Source organism: Fulvivirga imtechensis AK7 (assembly GCF_000331535.1).
Lineage (GTDB): Bacteria > Bacteroidota > Bacteroidia > Cytophagales > Cyclobacteriaceae > Fulvivirga > Fulvivirga imtechensis.
Map to the genome: position 1 here is coordinate 54,755 of NZ_AMZN01000049.1, position 23,587 is coordinate 78,341.

The 23,587-nt window shown below is 42.8% G+C and carries 17 protein-coding genes; 4 read left to right on the top strand and 13 right to left on the bottom strand.

What is annotated here, in order from left to right; translation table 11 throughout:
* Nucleotides 1-50 precede the first annotated feature (50 nt).
* The 3 genes from C900_RS14625 to C900_RS14635 are packed head-to-tail and all read right to left on the bottom strand — an operon-like array spanning nucleotide 51 to nucleotide 3,149.
* Nucleotides 51-1,610, bottom strand: coding sequence for an OmpA family protein (locus C900_RS14625; RefSeq protein ID WP_009580770.1), 1,560 nt, complete (start codon nucleotides 1,608-1,610; stop codon nucleotides 51-53).
* Nucleotides 1,611-1,657: 47 nt separating this feature from the next.
* Nucleotides 1,658-2,506: a universal stress protein gene (locus C900_RS14630; RefSeq protein ID WP_009580771.1), complete on the bottom strand. Its 849-nt coding sequence runs from the start codon at nucleotides 2,504-2,506 to the stop codon at nucleotides 1,658-1,660.
* Nucleotides 2,507-2,537: 31 nt separating this feature from the next.
* Nucleotides 2,538-3,149 (bottom strand): DNA-3-methyladenine glycosylase, encoded by a 612-nt coding sequence (locus C900_RS14635; protein ID WP_009580772.1) that lies wholly within the window; start codon nucleotides 3,147-3,149, stop codon nucleotides 2,538-2,540.
* Nucleotides 3,150-3,227: 78 nt separating this feature from the next.
* On the opposite strand from C900_RS14635, the gene C900_RS14640 reads away from it, so the two are divergent.
* Nucleotides 3,228-4,094 carry a DUF2911 domain-containing protein gene (locus tag C900_RS14640; protein ID WP_040496845.1) on the top strand — a complete coding sequence of 289 codons (867 nt, stop codon included), beginning with the start codon at nucleotides 3,228-3,230 and terminating at the stop codon, nucleotides 4,092-4,094.
* 204 nt (nucleotides 4,095-4,298) lie between these two features.
* Here C900_RS14640 and C900_RS14645 read toward each other — a convergent pair whose 3' ends face one another.
* From C900_RS14645 to C900_RS14655, 3 genes are all read right to left on the bottom strand, one after another.
* Nucleotides 4,299-8,267: a fibronectin type III domain-containing protein gene (locus C900_RS14645; protein ID WP_009580774.1), complete on the bottom strand. Its 3,969-nt coding sequence runs from the start codon at nucleotides 8,265-8,267 to the stop codon at nucleotides 4,299-4,301.
* A 615-nt stretch (nucleotides 8,268-8,882) separates the two neighbouring features.
* Nucleotides 8,883-12,332, bottom strand: coding sequence for an ABC transporter permease/M1 family aminopeptidase (locus C900_RS14650; protein WP_009580776.1), 3,450 nt, complete (start codon nucleotides 12,330-12,332; stop codon nucleotides 8,883-8,885).
* Nucleotides 12,333-12,397: 65 nt separating this feature from the next.
* Nucleotides 12,398-13,300 (bottom strand): ABC transporter ATP-binding protein, encoded by a 903-nt coding sequence (locus C900_RS14655; RefSeq protein WP_009580777.1) that lies wholly within the window; start codon nucleotides 13,298-13,300, stop codon nucleotides 12,398-12,400.
* Between the two features lie 455 nt (nucleotides 13,301-13,755).
* On the opposite strand from C900_RS14655, the gene C900_RS28505 reads away from it, so the two are divergent.
* From C900_RS28505 to C900_RS14670, 3 genes are read left to right on the top strand one after another with little or no spacing between them, the layout of a single operon-like run.
* Nucleotides 13,756-15,267 (top strand): sensor histidine kinase, encoded by a 1,512-nt coding sequence (locus C900_RS28505; protein WP_051052853.1) that lies wholly within the window; start codon nucleotides 13,756-13,758, stop codon nucleotides 15,265-15,267.
* Nucleotides 15,264-15,995, top strand: coding sequence for a LytR/AlgR family response regulator transcription factor (locus C900_RS14665; RefSeq protein ID WP_009580782.1), 732 nt, complete (start codon nucleotides 15,264-15,266; stop codon nucleotides 15,993-15,995). The genes C900_RS28505 and C900_RS14665 overlap by 4 nt, the downstream gene beginning before the upstream one ends.
* A gap of 16 nt (nucleotides 15,996-16,011) precedes the next feature.
* Nucleotides 16,012-16,614, top strand: a complete 603-nt coding sequence (locus C900_RS14670) for a GNAT family N-acetyltransferase (RefSeq protein WP_009580783.1) — start codon at nucleotides 16,012-16,014, stop codon at nucleotides 16,612-16,614.
* Nucleotides 16,615-16,728: 114 nt separating this feature from the next.
* Here the strand turns inward: C900_RS14670 and trmB are convergent, their stop codons facing one another.
* From trmB to C900_RS14705, 7 genes are all read right to left on the bottom strand, one after another.
* A complete protein-coding gene (gene trmB, locus C900_RS14675; RefSeq protein WP_009580784.1) occupies nucleotides 16,729-17,391 on the bottom strand; it encodes a tRNA (guanosine(46)-N7)-methyltransferase TrmB in 663 nt (220 codons plus the stop codon).
* 56 nt (nucleotides 17,392-17,447) lie between these two features.
* A complete protein-coding gene (locus C900_RS14680) occupies nucleotides 17,448-18,761 on the bottom strand; it encodes a bifunctional folylpolyglutamate synthase/dihydrofolate synthase (protein ID WP_009580785.1) in 1,314 nt (437 codons plus the stop codon).
* A 123-nt stretch (nucleotides 18,762-18,884) separates the two neighbouring features.
* The gene (locus tag C900_RS14685) at nucleotides 18,885-19,775 is read right to left on the bottom strand and encodes a hypothetical protein (protein WP_009580786.1); all 891 of its coding nucleotides are present in this window, start codon (nucleotides 19,773-19,775) and stop codon (nucleotides 18,885-18,887) included.
* A 1-nt stretch (nucleotide 19,776) separates the two neighbouring features.
* A complete protein-coding gene (locus C900_RS14690; protein WP_040496847.1) occupies nucleotides 19,777-20,166 on the bottom strand; it encodes an ExbD/TolR family protein in 390 nt (129 codons plus the stop codon).
* A gap of 89 nt (nucleotides 20,167-20,255) precedes the next feature.
* The gene (locus tag C900_RS14695; RefSeq protein ID WP_009580788.1) at nucleotides 20,256-20,933 is read right to left on the bottom strand and encodes a MotA/TolQ/ExbB proton channel family protein; all 678 of its coding nucleotides are present in this window, start codon (nucleotides 20,931-20,933) and stop codon (nucleotides 20,256-20,258) included.
* A gap of 1 nt (nucleotide 20,934) precedes the next feature.
* A complete protein-coding gene (locus tag C900_RS14700; protein ID WP_009580789.1) occupies nucleotides 20,935-21,741 on the bottom strand; it encodes a DUF4366 domain-containing protein in 807 nt (268 codons plus the stop codon).
* Between the two features lie 145 nt (nucleotides 21,742-21,886).
* Entirely contained in the window at nucleotides 21,887-23,545 is a 1,659-nt protein-coding gene (locus tag C900_RS14705; protein WP_040496848.1) for a TonB-dependent receptor, read from the bottom strand.
* Nucleotides 23,546-23,587 lie beyond the last annotated feature (42 nt).

The window sequence follows — 23,587 nt, forward strand, 5'->3', positions numbered from 1 at the left end:
TAATGGTTAATGGTTATTCGTAAATCGTAAATCGTAAATCGTAAATCGAATTATTCTTTCACGATGGTAAACTCTACCCTCCTGTTAAGCTTGCGTAGCTCGGGATCTTCATTATCAGCAATGGGTTTGCTGCCTCCGTATCCCTTGCCGGAGATCCTGTTTGACGATATACCTTTTTTCACCAGATACTCTTCTACGGCCTCCACTCTCTTTTTAGAGAGTCTCTGATTATGCTTAGCCACCCCACGGTTATCAGTATGGCCTTCCAACCTGATCTTCATAGATGGATTTTGCTTCATAATATCTGCCACCAGGTCAAGTTCTTCATACGAAGTATCGAGAATATTAGCTGTAGACTGTTGAAACAGCACATTTTTGAGGTTCACAGTAGTTCCTACTGATATGGGCTGCAGTTCATAATTCATCTCTACTAGCTTCATCTCCCTTGTGTAAACATCCAGTGTTTCTCTTTTGCTGATATAGCCCGGTGCATCAATACGGACCTCATAAATTCCGGCAGCAGGTATGCTTAAAGAGTAGTACCCATTATCATCTGCCGTGGCCACCTCTTTTTTGAAATCATGATCTTTATGCTCAATGGTAACAATAGCGTCAATATGATCTTGAGTATTTACGTCTTTTACCTTTCCATATACTGTGATAGCCGGGCCTGCCACCAGAGTTTCTTTTCCTGCTTCTACTATTCGGATACCGGAATCTAATTTAACTTCTGGTTCTTTTACCACTATAATCGAGTCCAGTGGCCTATCAGTATGTATTTTCAAGTCGGAGTAACCATCGCTGCTAATGGTTGAGGAATAAATAGCAAAGCCCTCGTACAACCTGTATCCCAACTCCCTGCCTTTTGTATTCACTTCGTCTACACCTTGCGGAGTACTCCAGTTCGTCCAACTGTCATCAAGTCTTTGAGTTACAAATACATCACTACTCCCTTTGCCTCCACGTCCGTTGGATGAAAAGTACAACGTTCGATTGTCGTCAGCCAAAAAAGGAGTAAATTCCTGATACTTTGAATTAACTGTGCTTCCAAGGTTTTTAGGCTCTCCCCATTGATCATTGCCCTTTTTTAAAACAACATATATATCTTCCGCGCCTTTTGTCCCATATGACTCTATAGACAACACCAATACCTTACCATCCATGGAGATGCTTCCGCCCTGAATAGCCGAAAGGTTCTTGAAATAAGGGATATCAATGTCTTCTGGAGCAGACCATCCACCGGTTCTTCTTTGCGCTTTGGCAATGCCTTGCGTTTTAACCCGGTTATTCATCTCTGTGTAATGATTGTGCAGGTATATTGTTGAGCCATCGGATGAGAAACCAAGGACAGCATTCCAGCCTTTATTATTCAGTCTCCGGGCATTTTTAGGAACAGACCAACTACGGTCGGGCATCAATTCGCTATACCAGATATCTCCTTTATCCAATACGCCCCCGGCATTTTCAGCATGGTTGCTACGCGTAAAATACAATACTTGTCCATCAGGGCTTAATACGGGGTTTTGCTCGTCATATTCAGTGTTGATATTTACAAACAAATACTTTTCCTGAGCATGTAAAGTAGCTGCTGAAAAAAATAAAACCAACACCAACAACCCGGTTATGCGCTTTCCTATCATATGGACCTCAACGAAAATCAGTCTACAATATTATTCTTAAGTTTGAGTACAAAGAACGGCTTATCAGTAGAATATGACAAAGTTTTGGTAAGGCTTTTATGAAAAATACTTCCTACAAAACTCCTTTGTTTCTTAAAAACAACTAAAAGATCGCTGTTTTCCTCCTGCATAAATTCCTCGATACCTAACCCTATATTTTCTCTGAAGTTTTTATTTACAAAATTGATCTTTTTGTATTGCATAAAACTTTTAAGATCCTCGATGAATTGCTCATACTTGTCATCGCTATCATCCAAATTGACATGCAAAACACTGATCCTGGCATCAAACACCGTGGCAAAAGAGATGACCTCCTGAATGGCCATCCGGTCCTCTTTCATAAAATCAGAAGCATACACTATTTTATTAAACCCCTGGAAAGAAGCATTTTTAGGAACACATAGTATAGGAACCCTCGCTTTTTCAATAACATCTTCAGTATTGCTTCCAAAGAATACCCCCCTGATACGGCTGATACCGGTAGTACCCATCACGATCAGGTCGTAATGCTCCTCTTCAACAAAGGAAAGTATCCTGTCAATAAGATCGCCCAGCCCGACATGATAATCACAATGACTGATCCCTTTGGGTTTGTATTCTTCATTGATCTCATCTGCGAGTTGCTTCATTCTGGCATCAGCCATATTGAGCAATTCCTTAAAAGACCTGCCAATATGCTCTTCACCCACGATTTTATTGAAGTCGGTCTCGGTGAATATATGCACCAGTGTAATGGTGGAACGAAATTTTTTACCAATTTCCGCAGCAAACTCAATCGCATTGAGCGAAGTTTCGGAAAAATCTACAGGACATAGTATCTTATTCACAATACAAATATATGGTTATGATATAAAATATTTAAAAATTATAAGTGTTATTACCTTTACTGACCCATACATTATCCCTCAAAGAAAACCTCCACGGAAGTAAGGCATCTTTCTTCGCATAGGCAACACCAATCCTGGGCGATTTCTCAATTACCGTTTTCCCGTTAAGGCCATTTCCATTCTCTACCCAGATATTATTACCAAAGAGGTTGAGCTTATCATGATTTAATCCGATACCAAGGGCCTGCGACAGCTTACCCGGCCCTGAGGTGAGCCTCTGGTCCTTCTCTGCAAAACCACGCCTTTCCAACATAATATCTATACCTTCCAGAGGCTCCACAGCCCGTATTAATACTGCCTCTGCCGTCCCCTCTTTATTGGTTACAATATTAAATAACTTATGAATGCCATAGCACAGGTAGACGTAGCAGGTACCTCCTTCATGAAATAGGGTTTCCGTTCGGGCAGTCCTCCTGTTATTATAAGCATGACAGGCTTTTTCTCTGTAAGAGTATGCCTCTGTTTCTACAATAATTCCACAGGTCAAGCGCTTATCAAAATAAGTACACAAGGTTTTGCCCAGCAGTTTTCGGGCCACCTGGGTGACAGATTCTTCAAGAAAAAAAGACTTTTCAAGCTTCATCTATTATTTCCTCTCCTTTGTCAACAAAATTCTCTAATTTTCGTTATCAAAAATTGAATTTAACCAAACTTAACCAACATGAAAAAAACAATACTCACCCTTTTTGCCTGCTTATGCTTTATGACAGGAGCTATGTCCCAGATTGAAACCCCTATGCCAAGCCCTGAAGGCTCTGTTTCCAGCAAAGTAGGACTTACAAAGGTGACTATAGACTACTTCCGACCAAAGGTAAAAGGAAGAAAGATATTTGGTGAAGGCGGAGATTACCTGGAGCAGTATGGTAATATCTGGAGAACCGGAGCCAACTCTGGATCAAAGATCACACTAAGTACAGATGTAGAAATCGCCGGCAAAAAAGTACCAGCAGGAGAATACCTGATCTTTACTATTCCGGGCAAAGATGAGTGGAAATTTATGTTGTACTCTGATCTTAACATAGGAGGCAATACTTCTGCCTATAAAGAAGAAAATGAAGTGGTAAGGGCCTCTGTAAAGCCTACAAAACTGGCAGAAAAGGTAGAAACCCTTACTTTCAACATTGCTGATATCAGCGAAGACAACACCACGGCAAACATTCAGATGGCCTGGGATGATGTTTCTATCAAAGTGCCCGTGAAAGTAACCTTCGATGATGTGGTCATGAAGGATATCGCAGCTAAAACAAAGGTGAACCCCAACAACTATATTGCTGCCGCAAACTACTACTACACAACTGGCAAAGACCTGAACCAGGCGCTTGAGTGGGTGAACATGTATCTGGCTGAGGGAGAAAACTCCAAACAGTTCTGGAATGTACACCTGAAAGCACAGATCCTGGCCAAAATGGGTAAGAAAAAAGAAGCTATTGAGGCAGCTAAAAAATCTATGGAGCTGGCTAAAAACTTTGAAGCCGGAGACTTCGGTTATATCAAGAGAAACGAGGATCTTATTACGAGCTTGAAATAAAGGTTTGTATAAGTTTGTAGGGAGGCTGGTTCAAAGGTAAACAAGGAGATGCCACTAAGGTCACAGACTTACCCTGAGAAATACGGGGGCAAGCAGTTGATCTACAGAATATGCATGTGGCATTGAGCAATGATTACTTTTGAACCAGCCTCTTTTACTATAATGTCTGATGGCTACCGTGTGGCCTTATTAAATTCTGTCATTTTATTCCTTCACCTTCAGCATGTGACGCTCCAGGGTATCTCTTACACCAGAATACGGCCAAAGCTTAATCTTCAAATCATCAAAATATACAGGTAGCAGATAATCACTTTCATTGCTTAGGAAAATGTAAATAAAACCAGCTTGTTCCGCCACAATGCCCTCCAGGGCGACCCGCTCACGACTACCCGCTTTCTGTGAGATTCGTGCATGACCATGCTTATAGGGTTTCATATTCTTATCAAACATGATATAATTCAGATATGCTGCCGGCCATATTTCATTGCGGGCATCTGTTATCAGCATATCACCATGGTGGTTCTTGCTCAAGGCATCCAAAGACATTTGCTCACTGGTGTTTACCGTGCTCATTCCGCCTAAAACTCCTCCTATAGAGGTCACCAGCGCTGTAGTAGTTTGTTTAGTGGAATACTGTTTTTCTCCGTCAAAGGAAGCGTATACTTCTAGATCCAGCTTATCTCCTGAGCCTACGCGCAGGCTAAGGCCCGGACCAACAGATTGCCTGCTACTGAGCATTGCTACTTCATTATCGTTGGAATGGTTTAACAAATATTGACTTGTGGCACCAAATACTGTTCTTGTTTCCGCAATGTTGGTAAACAAGCTTTCTTCATCTACAGCCCTTTCTGATTCAAATGAGGCCGAAAACTCAAGGATATCAACAATAGCATTAGTTATCACATATACTGAACCATCAGGGTTAGTTTTGGTAAGCCTGTAATATGTAATTTCATTAGCCATAACCTCCGTATCCAAATATTCTGAATCTGCCATGGTCAAATTAACAAGCGGTTCATAGTTATCCGGTGTTCCTACAGATTTACTGATAGCAACTGTCATATCCAGATATGCCGAAATGTGATCTCTCACCGCTGTGAACACATAGTTATGTCCTGAATTATTAAGGTGTATCCCATCTCCCGCATCATATACCGATTTTAATCGAAGGTCTGCCGTATTCACCAGTTCGTCATACACATTTATGGTCAAAGGGCTGAATTGATCTATCATCTGAACAGCTTCATCCTGCAGTATCTGCCGCTTATTGGCATTACTGAAATTTCGGGGTTGTGTGGTGGTTAGGAAGAATTTAACTCCACTGGCTTCGGCCCTTGTCTTTAGCTCATGAAAATGTGAGAGTGTGATATCTGATGGGATATTCTGCGCGGCATTGTTAGAAGGTAAATTGACAATGATCAGATCCGGGTCATAGGCAAGGGCAGCATCAATATTGCGTATGGCATCGGGTTCAGGTATGCTCCCATCAGCTCTTACGTCATATGTGGTGAAGCCTCCCTTACCCAGATTTATTACCTCTGCACCAGGACGCACAGAATGTACCCATGTTGTGAGTCGCCCTACCCAGGAACTATCAGAAGAGCTGGCGCCTACACCTGCCGCTGTCGAAGAGCCGAGAACAACTACCCTAAGCACATCAGACCATCGCAGTCTGATATCCTCTCCGGCTACTTCCGCTGTAAAGTTGGTAACAGGCCGTGGTAAAATTTCTGAGTTGGCTGGAAGGTACACTGTAGCTTCATTGCTAAATGAACTTTGCACCCTGCTGTTATAAGCACGAACTCTGTACCGGATCATGGCGCCCGGAGCGGAAATATCATCTATATAGGCAGTAACATTGGCAGCCAGGGTGTCAATGCTTTCAAATGCCCCGCTATCGATACTTCTTTGGATATCAAAACCTGTTTCATTGCCGGAGTTGTCTTTCCAGGTTAAAGATACTTCGGTAGCACTCGTTAAGGTAGCTGCCAATGAATCTGGTGCCGTAATGGTTGTATCCTTAGAGGATGCTATCAACTCCAGCACATTGATATAACCAAAAACGGAGCCCTCAGCTACTCCAAAGTCAATCGTAACCTCTCCAATACTATCCGCATTCAGCCCTTCAAATATTATGGTGTTGGTAGAATTATTCCGGGCATCCAGTATTTGTGTAACTCCATTGATCGTATAGGTACCTACCCTGTTTCCTCCTGAGCTCGCCACCCGTGATCCAAAGATCCTGATAGCATACTGCTGTGCTGCCTGCAGTCCTGTGAGCTTATATGTACCACCTGTTCCCCATGCGTAATAGCTGTCGGAGCATGCCGAAGCAGGAAATCCCAGCAGATCCTGATCATAGCCATCAGTGTTTATACCGCTTCCATTGTTGTGGCCGTTGTCTGCTTCTGCTACCACCACAAAGCTGATGCCGCTACCGCCCCCTTGTGTATTGATCAGGTTATCTATTCTTATACCGTCATTTTGAAAATCAGGGACATTGTTCCAGTTACCCGGAGTCGGGTTGGCCGGGTCACCCAGGTCAATAAGGTAAACTATTTGTTCCGAAAGTATCGCTGGTGGAGTAGTTATGGTTATGCTATTACTCCAATCAGAAGTTCCAGATTCATTGAAAGCGCTAACCCTGTAAGAATATGTAGTTTCAAATGTGGTGGTAGTGTCGATATAGCCATTGATATCTGCCTCTGTTGTGGCAATCTGTTCATAATCACCTGGTCCTGTCTGGCGCTCTATACTATAGCCATTTTCATTGTCGGCATTATCAACCCAACTAAGGTGTACACCTGATGAACCGGCGGTTCCTGCCAAATGGGTAGGTGTTGCCGGTAAGGATACCGGTGATCCTTCAAAAGACAAGGTAGCATTATTGATCGCACCGCCTGTGTGGTAAAAGCAGACATCAACTAACAATGCCGTAGTAGAAGGTGTTGCCGAGGTATAAAAAACTGAACCGTTCTTTTTATAGGTGATTGTATTGCCTGTTCTTTCAATTCTTAACACATCTCCATCCGCAACACGACCGAAGCCACCCTTCCAACTGCCATTTTCCTGTACCACAATGGTATTGGTACTACTGAGTTTAATGGCATAGTTCATCACAAAGGTAGCATCCGTATTACTTTGGGAAAGCCCAAAGTAACGCTCTGCCCCGGAGGCATAAGCGGTAAACTCTGCCCAGCCATCAGCTCCTGCTGCCAGGGTTTGCATGGAGGCAGCTCCCCCATTATTAGTGCCCCACCCTGCAGTTTTCAGTACGGAATTATCTGTCTGCACTGACACTCCTACAAGATCTACCCACGTTATGGAAGTGCTACTGTTGGGCACCAAAGACGGAGTGTTCACCGTTATGTCATTGCTAAAGTTGGAATCTCCGGCAGCATTATACGCAGCTACCCGGTAGGTATAGGTAGTTTCCGGGGCTACAGTATGATCGTTATAGCTGCTCACATCTGCAGTTGTAGTAGTGATCAATTCATACGCAGCCCCTCCGGTCTGACGCTCGATCTTATAACCACTTTCGTTATCAGCACTGTCAGTCCAGCTCAACTGTACTCCTGACTGGTCTGCCGTACCTGCAAGATCTGTAGGCGCTGCCGGTATGGTCAGAGGCACACCAAAGGATAGCATAGCATTATCAATCTGCCCCCCATTGTGGTAGAAGCAGGCATCTACTAATAGCGAAGAGGTAGATGGTATAGCCGATGTATAGAAAGTGACGCCATTCTTTTTATAGGTAATAACGCTGCCTGTCCTTTCTATTCTAAGGATATCACCGTTGGTAATGTTGCCAAAGCCCCCCCTCCAGTTACCATTCTCCTGTACTACAATTTTATTAGCGCTGCTGAGCTTTATAGCATAGTCGATAAGGTTGGTGGCGTCAGTATTGGTTTGGGTAAGACCAAAGTAACGTTCCGCTCCGGTTGCATAGGCGGTAAACTCTGCCCAACCGTCAGTACCTTCAGCAAGCGATTCTGATGAAGCAGCTCCTCCATTGTTAGTTCCCCACCCTGCAGTTTTAACCAGAATGTTGCCGGCTTGCACATCTGTACCCACCAGATCAGTCCATGTTATGGCGCTTCCCTGGCCGTGGAGCGTGATAAAGCTCAGCAATATGAAAGGAAGGATAAGTAAGTATTTACAAAGATGGCTCATATCGTTTCTTCAATTTCTCTGTGGAAACCCCTTTAACCAGTGGTCATACTATGGCCGGGCATTGGAAATTTCATACAGTATATGTTGCCACCAATAACTTTAGTTTTTCAACCTTTGCTGATCCACGACACAGAACCCTCAGACAAACGCCACATCAGTTTAAGGTAAAGCATACCGGTAGCTGTGTTATTGCCTGTTGAAATATATATTGGCATGAAAAAGAGAGGAAAGGTATTGATATTACCAACATGTGCTGTTAATTTCTAACAGACAGCAATGGTAAAAATACATAGCCAGACTAACAGCCAATTTATCTATAAACAACTGACTGTCAAATTAGTTTTTATTAATATAATGACAAAATATTACTATTTATTTTTTTTAGTAAGGTACAGACCTGACATGTTTATTCATACTTCAAGCACCGCTGATCGATCGCGCGTAATCTCAAGATGGCGAGCTTCTCTGTATGAACTGGTAAGCTTCAGCCTGTGCCCTGAAGCATTCATCGGATGAAACTTACTTTGAGTAGGTATTCATCCGATGAGGGACTGCGAGATTTTTAGCGAGAACAGGTTTTCAAAACCTGTCAGGTCCGGTATTCATGAGAAGATTCTACTTTCCGAAGACCATAATATTATCGATCCTATTCCTGTCCACTCTTGTGAGATAAGGATCAATGGCTAATATCTCAGGCTTTTCATCTACCATAAAAATTAAAGTAGTGGTACCACTTGAGAAATGATGCGGCTCTAAATATAAAACCTGATCATCAGCCGCCTCATCAGGATAGGCCGTAAACACGCCCACTTCGATCGCCTCGCTGAGCGTTGCTGCGACTTCCTGCTTATTCTCTCTCACGCTATTTCTTTTGGTCATTATCTCGGCAATCACTTTAAACTTACCGTCTTCTTGTTGTTCATATTTAGCTGAAAGCACCTTCAGATCGTATATAAACACTCTTTTGAACCAATCGTCAATTAGCTCTCTATTTTCAGGGGCTACAGTGTATATTTCTAACAACAGGTCTTCTGTAGTGGGTTTATTTGCCGGGTAACCGTGCTTTTTAAGTAAATTCGCCAGCGCAGTATTTAGCTTTTGCTCTCCCATAAGGCGGTTAAGACCATTCATGATTACAGCGCCTTTTTGGTAATGAACAAATACCTGCGATTCCGATCGGTACAATGGCAGTTCATTGCCTGGATCATAACCTCTGCTACTCATGTATGCATCTAACTCATGTGCAATAAATTGGGTCATTTTTCCCCTTCCGTACTTCTCTTCCAATAGCAGCAACTCGCTGTGTTGGGCTAATGTCTCCGTCAGCGTTTTAAACCCTTGTACGTCAGCCGGCATAAGCTGCCCGCCCCACCATTGATGTGCTACCTCATGTGCCATTGTATAGGCATAGTCAGGCTTTTCAGGATCTCTGAAATCATATAAAAACATGCTCTCTGCTACGAAAATCACCCCCGGATAGGCAGTGGCAGCGCCTCGGTAGTGCGGTATTTCTGCCAGGCGAATGTGCTCAAACTGATAAGGACTAAAATGCTTACCGTAGTAGTCCAGCGAATGTTTGGTAGATTCCAGCATTCTTTCAATGTTGTACTCATGCCCGGGATGGTAGTAAAACTCTACTTCAATACCATTATGCACTTCCTTTATCATCTTATACCGGGCAGAAGAGATACCAAACATAAAAGGAATTGCTTGTTCAGTCTTAAAATGAAAATAGCGTCTCCCCTCTATTTCCCATTCGTCTTGTAACATCCCCACACTCACTACTTTTTGGTCAGTCAGGGTGGAAATAACAGCTTCGTAATTTACCCATTCATATTTCTCAGGCTTTGCATTTTCCAGCTTCACCCAGCCTTCCTGCTCCGGCAAACCATATCGCTCTCTTTCGACAGGATCCTTTAGTTCGAGATCAGGTGCATATCCGAAAAAAGGCAAATATTTTTCCAGTTCTATGTAGGTCCCATTGTCAAGTATGGAATTTTCCGTATTGAAGGGCATAAAACCCGTCTTCTCTACCTGCAGTGAGAATTCCATAACAAGAGAATCTCCCGGCATTAGAGCATTGTCCAACTCGAACCAATATTGTTTGAATCGCTCATCTTGTTCATCAGGAAACATATCATCCAGAACCACCGCTTTTGGTTGAACCTCCGGATCAAACCCAACCCATACCTTACTTATCGGTTGTTGACCACTGTTTTTAACAGCATATGTTCCTTTAACATGATACATCCTCTCATCCGGGAACAGATCAACCTCGGTCTTTACACTACTAATAATCGGTTGTGGCAGGTTGCCAAAGGATTTATATTTCTTTTCATAATCGACTCTCCGGCCTATTATTTCCTTAGAGGTCTTGTAAGGTTTTTGAATATTAGTTTTGTAAAAAATAGCTCCACCCGAAATGATAGCAGTGACCAGGAAAGCGGCTAAAAAAGGTTTCACCAGAGCCCCCGGGCACTTCAGTTTGGTTTGAAAAGTTCCCCTGCGCCAGAAAGAAAAGGCCAACACAGCAAATATGCCCGTTACGGCAGTCCAATAGATGATCTGCCAATGAAAAGCCGTGCTAAAATGTCCAAAACCATTCATGTCTGAATATTGCAGACCTGGAACGTCTGCATACCTCAACAGGTGATGTTCTACTCCAAATCTGGGCAACATCAGTAGCAAGCCTATCATGCCACCTGACACCGCCATGCCCGTATATTTATTAGGGATAAGAGATTGAGTGAAAAGCGCAAGTATTCCAAACAGGAACAGACGCAACCCACCATAATAATATATTGAGAGGTACAGCGGCAGCTCAAACTTAAAATATCCTGAAAATACCTGTATTCCGATACCCGTCAGAATGCTGAACAAAATAAACATGACGATCACTAAGGCCAACACTACACATTTGGATAGAAAGAGCACCACATTGGATACAGGAGTTACATCTACCAATTCACTGATCTTCATACTTCGCTCTCTCCACATCAATTCATTACTATAAAAGATAACGGGGATCAGCACAAAGGAAGCACTCCAGATGATATTGACGATCAGGCCGGTAGTGGGATAAGAAGATATGCTGAACATGCCATGGAAAATGTGTTCTGATGTTTCTATAGCTACAAGAAACACCCATAGCAATGCCATTACCATGAAAGGGATGCTCCGAAATATGGTCAACAACTCCATTTTTACCCTCGCTCTGAACATCAGCCAATACGCCATCAGGCGATCTGTGACAGTACTCACCACTGTATAGAATACCGGCACAAAAGCTTCACTAACTTCATTGGCATGTCCTTTTGCTCTCTTGGAACTTAACGTAAATGAGGCCCTGGCATAAGTTACCATCATAATCATTACCGATACTGCAAACCACAACATCCTGTTGATCAAAAAAGCCCCTTGCAGCGCTGGAAATTGAGAGTTTCGTTCTGTCGCTGTCCAGAAGCTGGTTTCGGAATAAAACGCTGCCAACCCATAGGGATCAAGTAATGACACCATATAGGCTTCATCAGGGCTTGCGGGAGAATAACTGGCCATCAACGGAGAGTTTCCTAACATGGACCCTGCGAAATAAAGCACATATAGCAGCACCCCGGAAATGTAAGTAGCAGCAACATTTCTCGTAAAGGCAGAAACGCTAAACAACAGCACAGTATTTAAAAGTATATTTGGTAGTGCCATCACGACCAACGGCCACAGGTAGTTGTATAAGCTAAAAGCGCCCAACTGGTGTGCTTTCCCAAACAAAACTAATCCCAAGAGCATCGCTAACAAGGCAAAAACAAATACCACTAACGTACACGAGATCACTCCTGTAAAGCGGCTACATATATATTGCCACCTGGAAAGCCCTGTAGTGAATACCATCTCCTGCATTTTGTATTCGCTATCACGCAACACGCCACTAGCGCAAAAAAGTGTAACTACAAATACAGAAAGGAGTGATAACAGACTTACGACTGTTGTGACGGCATAAGGAGAATTGACATGAATGGTATTGCCTCCATAGCCAAAGTTGACGGATAGGATGCCTATCGCAAAAAACACTAACACGGAAACTAAAAAAGACCATTGCCTCAAATGATAATGCCACTCGAATTTAATAATATTGACTAGCATACTGCGGGTACCTCCTCACCTGACCATGCCCCTGTTAAAACAGAAAAGTATACATCCTCCAGTCCCGGTTGTAACGGCTCGAAGCCTGGTTCAGGTTTTGTGTCGGCTACAATATGTATCAAAGTTTGGCCGGCAAACAAACGGGTAGAAATGACCTGAAATGCCTCTCTGTAGTCAGATAACACATCCTTAGGCACCTTTTTATACCATATCCTGCCCCTTAGGCTGTCCATCAGCTTATTCGGCTGCCCTTTTAGTACTATCCTCCCTCCTGACAGTATGGCCATTTCCGGGCAAAGATCGCTCACATCCTCAACGATATGGGTCGACAAAACCACCACCACATTCTCACCGATCTCACTCAACAAATTATGAAACCGATTCCTTTCTTCGGGATCCAGGCCCGCTGTAGGCTCATCGACTATGATCAGTTTGGGGTTACCCAGCAGCGCCTGTGCAATTCCAAACCGCTGCCTCATACCTCCTGAGAAAGTGCCTACGGCCTTTTTCCGTTTCTCATACAGGTTAGTCTGTTGTAGCAGTGCACTTACCTGCTCTTGCCGGTCTTTTTTATTTATAACGCCTTTCAGTACAGCAAAGTGATCTAGCAATTGATACGCAGATATTTTAGGATATACGCCAAAATCCTGAGGCAGGTATCCAAGCTGCCTCCTCAAGGATTGCGGGTTTTTGTGTATGTCGATTTTTTGAAAAAAGACCTGGCCCTGGTCCGGCTCCTGTAGTGTAGCGATGGTCCTCATCAATGTGGACTTGCCGGCTCCGTTGGGTCCTAGCAGGCCAAACATACCATTTCCCACAGACAACGAAATACTATCCAGCGCTTTTACGCCATTCGTATATGTTTTGCTTAAGTTTCTAATTTCCAGTGTGTTCATTGTTGTTAATTTTGGTGTTCCGACTTTTTAACCGGCCACCAAACTATGACCACCTTTTAGAAACATCAATTTAATATGATGAACACCTGCAATCTTATGATGATCGTTCGCAAAACATGAAAACGTGGCTTCACATACCTTCATCATGAAAATAATGCCTTTAGTCATTTAAATTTGGATGATTACCTGATGAGTACCTTCTTTGACAAGACTTGAGCGTGGTAGTAAGCAGGGTATTAAATAAATATTAGAATACTTTCATTCGGTTTCTTCTTCAATGGTTACTGAACGAATTCAATAGTTATTCTGAACGAAGTGAAGAAACTTACTAAACTCGGAAGTATGAACTTAAGCTGTGCGAAAAATAAAGATTTAGGGCACCAACTAACTTAGTGAGGTCCTTCGTGCCTCAGGATGACCGGAGTGGTAGCTATAATGTAAAATATAAGTCTGAAATGAAAATTAAAGCTATTTTAAAAAAGGCGGAGCGCTTTTTCCTGAATAACGAGGCATGGCTATTCGGAGTAGCTATTTTTTGCGTCAGTCTGATCCTCACTACCACAAATCTTCCATACACCTGGTATGAATATCTCCGGCACCTGGGATTATTTTTCGTGCTTTTTAGCCCCATGCTGGTATTCATATATCACAAAAAGCTCCTCACCAGATATTTTAGCCACGGGAAATACCTGATATTATGGAGCGCCTGCTTCATTGTTAATCAGGCCATTGTAGCGCTGGTCATACTTCCTGGCTGGTTAAAAGGCATTATAGATCCCTTCGAATATGATGCATTTATTACTATGGGGTTGGTATTCCTATCCCTGGAAGTAGCCCTTGAGATCAATGCCTTTCTCATGAAAAAGCTTCCGGGAGTTCAATGGATAAAAAAAATCGGATTAGAAAAGGCCATACTTTCCGTGATCCTGCTTGTGTCAGTAACGCTTGCACTAATGGCTGTATCCAGCCTTGGCATCCCCGAGTATGATATGGAAGACAGGTTACTGGTGGGCACAGTGCTGGATATGGCCAAAATAGCTGAAAATTTCGCCACCTTTCTCAGTTTCTCCTTACAATTCATTATCTTTTACTTAGCGGGCTACTTCTTTTATTATGTCAATCATTACTTTCTGATACCACAGCTCCTCAAGCAGAAGGGGATCCTGATCTATGCCATTGGCATTACCGGTACAGTGGTGGTTTTCTATCCCGTACTGGGACAGCTCCTTACCTTACTACCCCTCAATAAAAGGCTTGGCGGCACCTTTACCGAAGTACCTTTTGATTCAGATAATGCCCTGGGCGCCTTTGCCATCATGGTATTTACACTTCCCATTATATTGGCTATTCAATGGTTCAAGCAAAACAACGCCATTACTTCGTTGGAAAAAGAAAAGATACAAACAGAACTCGACCTCCTAAAACAACAGATCAATCCTCATTTTTTCTTTAATACACTCAATAACCTGTATTCCCTCAGCCTTACGAAATCCGACAAAACCCCGGAAATGATCATGCGGTTGTCTGAACTGATGCGCTATGTTATTTATAAGGGAAAGGAGGAGCAGGTGAACATCATTCAGGAGGTACGGTATATTGAAGATTATATACACCTTCAACATCTCAGACTACACAAGAAAGTTACCCTGAAATTTGAGAAAGTCATAGAAGATGATAATCTCATGCTACCCCCACTCCTGCTGATCATATTAGTGGAAAATGCTTATAAACATGGTGTAGAGCCAGCGGAAGCAGAAAGTTTTTTAAATATACATTTGCGGAGCACAGGCAAAAGCCTGACTTTTATATGTGAGAATTCCTTTGAACCTCAACAACAGGGCAAACGGGGAATAGGGCTGAACAACCTAAAAAGAAGATTGGAATTACTCTTCCCGGGTAAGCACCAATTGCACATTGAGCATGACCAGAAAAAGTACAATGCAGCGCTTAAGATATTTTTTGAATGAAACTACGCACACTGATCATCGATGATGAGCCTCTTGCTCACGATGTCATCCTTACCTATATTGAAGACGTGCCCTTTCTGGAGGTTGCAGGCCAATGCTACCTGGCTACGGAAGCCATCGGCATCTTGCAAAACAGAGAAATAGACCTGATCCTTCTCGACATCCAGATGCCAAAACTTCAAGGGCTGGACTTCCTAAGAACCCTTAAGCATCCACCCCTGGTAATTATTACCTCGGCATATGAAGAATATGCACTGGAAAGCTATGACCTGGATGTTTGCGACTATCTGCTCAAGCCCTTTCGCTTTGACCGGTTTTTGAAGGCTGCCAATAAGGCGCTAGACCGGTATCGCGGGCAAAATCAAAGTCTATCGCCACTCCCAGATATAGCAGAAGGCAATACAACCAACGCTGCAAAGCAGTTATTTATCAAAAGTGACAAGCGTCACATCCAAATCGATCAAAGTGATATCCATTATCTCGAAAGTTTTGGCAATTATGTAAAAGTGTGGCTGGCCAATGAATTTATTATTACTCCCCGTACCCTGAGCAGCTTTGATGACCAGTTGACTGAGCAGTTCGTGCGTATTCACAAATCATTTATAGTAAACTGTAGAAAGGTAACCTTCCTTGAAGGTAATATGGTCGTACTTCAAAACAAAAAGACCCTGCCTATTGGTAAAAGCCACAGACAGGCCTTCAAGAAATTTATAACTGATCGAGAGTAATGACTGTTTATTTATTATGTTCAAAATTCAAGTTATAAAAGCAGGGCATCGGGATTTAAACACACTAAACAGGATCAGTGTTGCCTCAAAAAAGCACTGGGGCTATCCGGACCACTGGATAGCTCGCTGGCATGATGATCTGACTATTACTGAAAATAATTTACTCATTCATCATGTTTATAAATTGAGGCTCGACAGAATTACAATCGGGTTTTGCGAAATCAGGAAAGAAATTGATTACTATGAGATCACCCATCTTTGGATTTCACCGGAGTTCATCGGACAGGGTTATGGCCAATACCTGCTCAACGCTGCAATGCAGGCGGTAGTACCTCCCGGGTCATACGTAGTGGTTGAATCGGACCCAAATGCAGAAAATTTTTATCGCAGATTGGGCTTCACCACTTTTGATTATGTGGAGAGTTATCCTAAAGGACGTTTCCTGCCTGTGATGAAAAAAAATATCTTGGGTGACCTGGAGAAATGGCCTTTTCTAGAAAATAAAAACCCACAAGGCTCGAAGGTTATTTTAAACCCCAATAAGACAGGATTTGAGCTGCCCAGCAACTTCGGCCTTCCACTGTTAACCTGCTCCGAAGAACGAGGTCCCGAAGGATGAGGCCTGGCCTAGGTCAAAGGCTTCACTCGGTATTGTTTTTAATGTTAGGTTTAAAAAACAAGTCTACCTTGTGGGTATTACAAATGTAAGACATTATTGGCGTTCGTTAAAGCATTAACTCTTAAACTTGAAGCGCATGTATTTTATATCATGCCCCTGTTCATTAAACTTCTGCTCATACCTGGTCCTTATATCATAGCATTCAGGCTTTAGCTCAGAATGATAGAGATCAAATGTCCAGGTGAGGTCCCGAATGTCGTCACGGCTTTTGAGCAGCTCCAGGGTGTATTCAAAAAGCCCGGTATTGTCCGTTTTAAAATAAACGGTTCCCTCTTTTTTGATCAGGCTCTTGTAAAGATCAATATATCTGGAATTCGTGATCCTGCGCTTCTCATCCCTGTCTTTCGGGCGAGGGTCCGGGAAGGTGATCCAGATATCAGATATTTCTCCGGGTTCGAAAAAACTCTGAAGCTCCAAAATATGTACTCTGAGAAATGCCACATTTGATAGCCCGTCCTCAATAGCTATACCACTGCCCTTCCATATTCTGTCACCCTTCAGATCTATCCCTATAAAATTCTTTTCGGGAAATAAACGTGCCAGGCCAATGGTGTATTCCCCTCTTCCACATGCCAGCTCTACAGTAACAGGTTTATCATTCTTAAAATAATTCTGGTGCCACTTTCCCTTTATTTTTTCAAATATCTCTTTCCCTGGCTCTATTACATTATCCCGCCTGGCATTGTCGGCAAAGCGAGCCATTTTCTGTCTGCTCATTTAATTAATTTGCGAGTTACGAGTTATGATTTATGAATTATTATTGCTGATCTACATCAGATTTCATTGAGTTCGGCTACTACAAAGGTACTTCCTCCAATGAAAATAAGATCATCATGAGAGGCTTTCTGTCGTGCGGCCTTTACCGCTTCATTTACATCCATGATCATTTCTCCTCTTAAGCCAAGCTTGACAGCTTCCCGGTGTAATTCCCCGGCCGGCATGGCGCGGGGTATATCGGCCTGGCAGAAATAGTAATAAGCCTCTTTGGGAAGTATCTTCAGTATTCCAGATACATCTTTATCACTAACGGTACCCCAGATCATGTATAGGTTCTTATGAGGTGTATGCGCAAGCTGATCTAATATCACTTCAACACCCGCCTGATTATGACCCACATCGCAAATAGTAAGTGGTGAATGACTTAACACGTGCCACCTGCCTTTAAGACCTGTGATATCTCTGACTTGTTCAATGCCAGTAATGACATTATCCCTATTGATATCAAATCCGCGGTCCCTTAATACATCGATCACTTTGAGTACTCCAGGGATATTCTTCGTCTGATAGTTACCCGCAGGCTGAATATTAAGATCAAATACTCCCGAACTACCTGAAGAAACTTTTAGCAACCTGCCTTCATTGAAGTGCGCCTGATAACTTTCACCAGCGTAATACAGCCTGGCCTTCCGTTGTTTCGCAATATTCTCAAATACCTGGGAGATACCTGTCTGTCTCTCGCTGATTACTACGGGAATATGATCTTTGATGATCCCACCTTTTTCCGCTGCCACTTCCTGAAGTGTATTTCCCAGCCATTGCAGATGATCTGCGCTGATGTTGGTAATCAAAGATACCTCAGGAATGATCACATTGGTAGAATCCAAACGACCACCCATGCCCACTTCCACCACGGCTATATCCACTTTTTCTCCTGCAAAATAGTCGAATGCCATACCCACTGTTAGTTCAAAAAAGGAAGGCCTGGCCGATTCAATAAACGGAAGCACCCGGTTGACAAAACCAATAACTTTGTCTTTCGGCATTTGCTTGCCGTTGATCTTAATTCTCTCTGTGAAATTCTTCAGGTGTGGAGATGTATAAAGACCCACTTTATATCCGGCCGACTGAAGAATAGCCGCCAGGTAGTGAGAGCTACTTCCTTTGCCATTGGTACCCGCTATGTGTATGGATTTAAACTGGTGCTCAGGATGGCCAAGAAACTCACATAAAGCGATTGTATTGGTCAGGTCTTTTTTGAACGCTGCGCCACCAACCCGCTGAAACATGGGGAGCCGGGTATACAGATAATTCAGTACATCCTTATAATTAGAAAACTGCTTTTGCAAAGGTTTGTTGATATCAGACATATTCGACTGGCTCAAAGCCGCAAATATGCAAATTCGGAAAGCTATTCGGAAAGAATAATAGCAAGTTTATAATTTAATATCGAAGAGGTCCTTAATTATGCTACAGAACTCACCACGATCCTTTCACTTCGATCTTATAACAAAAGTGATTTTACCTGTCGAAACAGGTGCTACAATGGTATTATCCGATGTTTTGCTAAAGGTCAGCTTCTCCACCTCTGCACGGTATATCTTCTCTATATCCGGACTCACACTGCGCTCCAAAGTCCTAACGGATATAATTTCCCCCATGTCATCAATCTTGATCTCAAAGACTATTCTTCCATTTTCGTTAGAGGTATCATTAGGTTTGGGGATAAAATCCCAGGTCCAACCTGTCATTTCCAAAGAGGATCCACCGCCACCGCCGGGCCTGCCGTAAAGCGCCCTGGAATCCAGCGTACCTCTTTCATCTCCTTTGTCACCTTCCGCATCGAGGTTATCACCGTGATTGGCATTTTCAGGCTTGTTACTTTCTCCCTCAGTTCCTTTTGCCCCGGTATCGGGCTTTTTCACTGGTTCTTTAGCCTCCACAGGTTTTGTCTCTGTCTTCTTCTCCTCTACCTTCTTTTCCTCCTTTACTACCGGCTTCTTCACCTCCTCTTTCACCTCAGGAATCACTTCAGGGCTGTTCTGAGTATTGGTAGTGGTCTCCACCACTTCTTCCGCCGGTGCAGTCACTTCCTCAGGTTGTGTCTCCTCAACAGGCTGCTCCTCAGCCTCCTCAGGCAGTTCTTCCGGTTGGGCCTCTTCTTCGCTCCGTGTGGGTTGAGCAGGAGTTTCAGGTTGTACCTCTCCGGTACCTACAGTGCTGGTGCCAAAATTCAACTCTATACCATATTCAGGAAGCGGAGGATCGGGCTCTCTCCAGGCCATTATAAAAAGAAATGCCAGCAGAAGCAGTGCATGCACCCCCGCAGAGATGATCATACCCATCTTTTTATTCCTTTTTTCTTCTTCTTCCCTGTCTGACATCTTAATTAGGTTTAGTGGCTATTGAAACTTTCGCTTCTAACTTTGTAGCAATACCGGCAACATTCACCAGGTGCTGTGTAGGCACACTCTCATCGATATGTAACACTACCACACCTTCAGTACCCTTTAATTTACTTTTTAGTTCCCCTTCCAACATGGCTTTGCTCACCTTCTTATCATTAACGTAATAATCCAGGTTTTTGGTTATAGTCACAGATACCTTTTGCAATTCTAAGGTCGAGGCTCTGCTGGTAGGCAAATTGACAGGTAGACCTGACGGGGTAATAAAAGACGAGGTTAGCATAAAGAAAATGAGCAACAGAAAAATAATGTCAGTCATGGAAGACATGCTGAACATGGGCTCTACATTATGTTTTGACTTTAAGGCCATTTGGTTCTCAGTTCTTAGTTCTTAGTTCTTAGTTCTCAGTTCTCTTGATGTCCTCAACAGTAAACGGTGAACTGAGAACTGTAAACTGTCTATCTTGGTTCTTGTAGTAAGTCAATAAAATCTACTGAGCTGTACTCCATTTTGTGTACTACCTTTTGCACTCTAGTTACCAGGTAGTTGTATCCCAGGTAAGCAAGGATACCGACAAAAAGGCCTGCAGCAGTAGTGATCATAGCTGTATATATCCCTTCAGACAGCAGCTTCGGACTTACTGAGCCTTCCTCCTGTGCTATGGCAATAAATGCCTGGATCATACCGATTACTGTTCCAAGGAAACCTAACATAGGCGCTGAACCGGAAATGGTAGCCAGCAAAGAAAGGTTCCTTTCCAGCTTGAATATCTCGATCTTACCAACGTTCTCTATACTCACCTCAATATTTTTTAGAGGGCTTCCTATTCTGGCTATACCTTTTTCTATCATTCGTGCGGTCGGAGAGTCATACTCCTGGCAAAGGACTTTTGCGCCACTAATATCTCCACGCTCTACTAGATCCCTGATCCTCCCCATGAATGCCTCGGGGGTTTTAGCGGCTTTGTTGATCGTTAATACCCGCTCAACAAAAATATATACAGCCATTATCGATAATATCAAAATGGGTATCATCATAAAACCTCCCTGAAAAAGGAGGTCTAATATTGATACTGCATCCGATTCGGCCACTATGTCTGCTGTGTCTTGACTAGTCGTTATTTGCGCTAAAATCATATTAATATCTAATTACCCAAACCCCTTCACCATATTCACCTTTGAGGTCATTGGCGGCATTCTGCGCTGATGCCCAGGTATCATGGTTTTCAATGGCTATCCTGTGAAACTTGCTTTTACCAAATGGTTCAATGATAGTAGTGCTAACACCATTGGCACTCAGCTTTTTCGCATGGTCCATAGCAAGGTCCTCATCGATAGCGCTGGCTATTACGACATAGTAACGTCCCGTTCTTGAAGAAATTGTTTCGATTGTTCCAACTTTTGGTTCGGCCTCCTCTTCGGCTCTTCGCTCTTCTTCGAGCCTCGCCTGCTCTGCTGCCTGGCGCTCCCTTTCAGCCTGCTCGGCTGCCAAACGTTGTTGTTCCTCCCGCTCCTTTCTCTGCTGTTCTATCTTGGCCCGCTCCTGAGCTTTTTGATCGGGGCGATAAAATCCGAAATACCAGATACCCACACCGGCTAGCAACACCACGAAAATAAGTGCCAGGATTTTCGGCACCAGCGAATCGTCTTTGGGAGGTTTATAGCTACCAGGCACATACACGTGCTGCTCTTCTACAGGTGTATGATAGTCATCGTCATGCTCATTGGCATAAACATCTTCTTCTCTTTCCTCCACTGATGAATATACTTCTTCTTCTCTTTCGATCTCTTCTACAGACTCCTCCTCTTCAGCGTCCCTGTCCAGAGGTTGATATTCCACATCGGGTAAACCAAAATTATCATCCGCCTCATTCAAATCATCATTGGTATCTTTATTTATATCTTCGTTATCGTCCAGCTCGTCTTTTTTACTTTTTTTAGCCATGGTTGAGTATTTAATTTTGCTCTAATTTCAATCCTACAAAAATAATTTAATTTTTCACTGTGACAAATTGGTTTTAATGTCATTGAAAAAACAGAATTATTGCACAATATATGAATATTAATCCATTTAAAATCAAACAAATAGCTTAAAAACTATATGTTAAACCGGCCATAAACTGCAGGCTTCTCGATGGATAGTGGTAAAATAATTCGTATTCTTTGCCAAAAATATTGTTGAATTGAAGAAAAACCGACACCTGATCTGATATCAAATAATCCGTTTTAAAGTTAAGATCAAACAATGCATCAAGCTTCACCGTCTCACCCGTATCCATATCCAGTGCTCTGATCCCTCCGATAGCATAGGCCTCGGCTGTGAAAATGAATTTACCATACAGGTTGTAGCTTGCCAGTGATGAAACCTTATAGTTGGGCTTGTGCCATGGCTCGTCAATGTTATCCGTTCCGTAACCCCAGTAATCACCTCTGGCCGTAATCCGGAACTGTTCGGCATTGTTAAAGCTTAACTGGGCAAAAATATTCAACACCGTGGTATTACCAGTGTCGTAGATCACTTCAAACTTTGACTGATCTTCCGGTGCATTAACAAAGAAGTACATATTCTTATAATTGGCTGCGCTGAAACCCGCTCCAAAACCAAGCTTACTGCTTAACTTTGCCTGCATACCTCCATAAAGATCAAATGTTTTATTGGTGTGGTAGATACCGATGTTGTCATTGATATATGGGTTTTCCTCAGACAAAGTCCGAAGTGTATTTTTGTGAATATCACCACCTATACCGGCATACAATTCCATGCTTTCCGTAAAAGGATAACTTGCTCTCGCTATTGGGTAAAAGTGCATTTTGTCCGAGTCACCAAGGGTATCATTTTCATACACCGCATTGAAGCCTGCCTCCAGTCTGAAGCCTTCATAGCCAAAACCAAAGGAAGGCCTTATGCGAAACAGATTGCGGGTCTGGTCATCAATCAAATTATCCTTTCGGGTGATTACATCCACATCACCGATCAGTCTGACAAATGCCTCATCACTTAATGCATACTCGGTATTCAGATTGATCTGCCCTTCAGATTCTGAGGCATCTCTGTTATCTTTCAAATGGTCCAGTTGAAAGCCCAATGTATATCTGAAATCAGACTTCTTATCAGTATTTTCCAGGCTACCCTTCAAGTAATAGTTATTAAAGTATTGTTTTAAAGTATCCTCATTAACTTCTTGGTTTTCAGGATATCCATAAAAATGATATGATCGCTGATTGAAGCCTGCATCACCGCTAAGCGTCACTTTAGGAGTGAAATATTTACCGAACAGATCAATATCCAATCTGCCTGAACCAGAGTTTTTACCATCCACCGGTCCCTTGCTGGAATTCAGGTAATTAAAGTGAGCACCGTAGCTTCGTTCCTTACTACGTTTGCTGTTAAAGAATCCTTCAACATATGGTGTGGTATAATTGCCAAAGCCAGCTTTCACATAGTTGCCATAAAGCTTTGACAGTTTCTCGTCCTTGATCCTGAGAGGCCTCATTCTTACGTTAAGGTCGGGCAGATCAAAATTGATGTTGTTGTAGAAATACTCAATGCTACCCCGCCCAACCTCTGTGTTAATTGGTGGTATTTTTTCAAAATTACGGTTGGCCTGAGGCAACTTTATTTCCCTGTCCTTTACTATCTCAATTTGTACGTCCTCTATTTCACCGTCATTTTCCCAATCCTCCTGGGCAGAAAGGTGCAAGGGAATAATTCCCAGAAAAAGCACTATGTATAGGTTAAAATATTTCATTTTTGTGTCGATAGATTTTGTCTATTGTAATACTTTAAATAA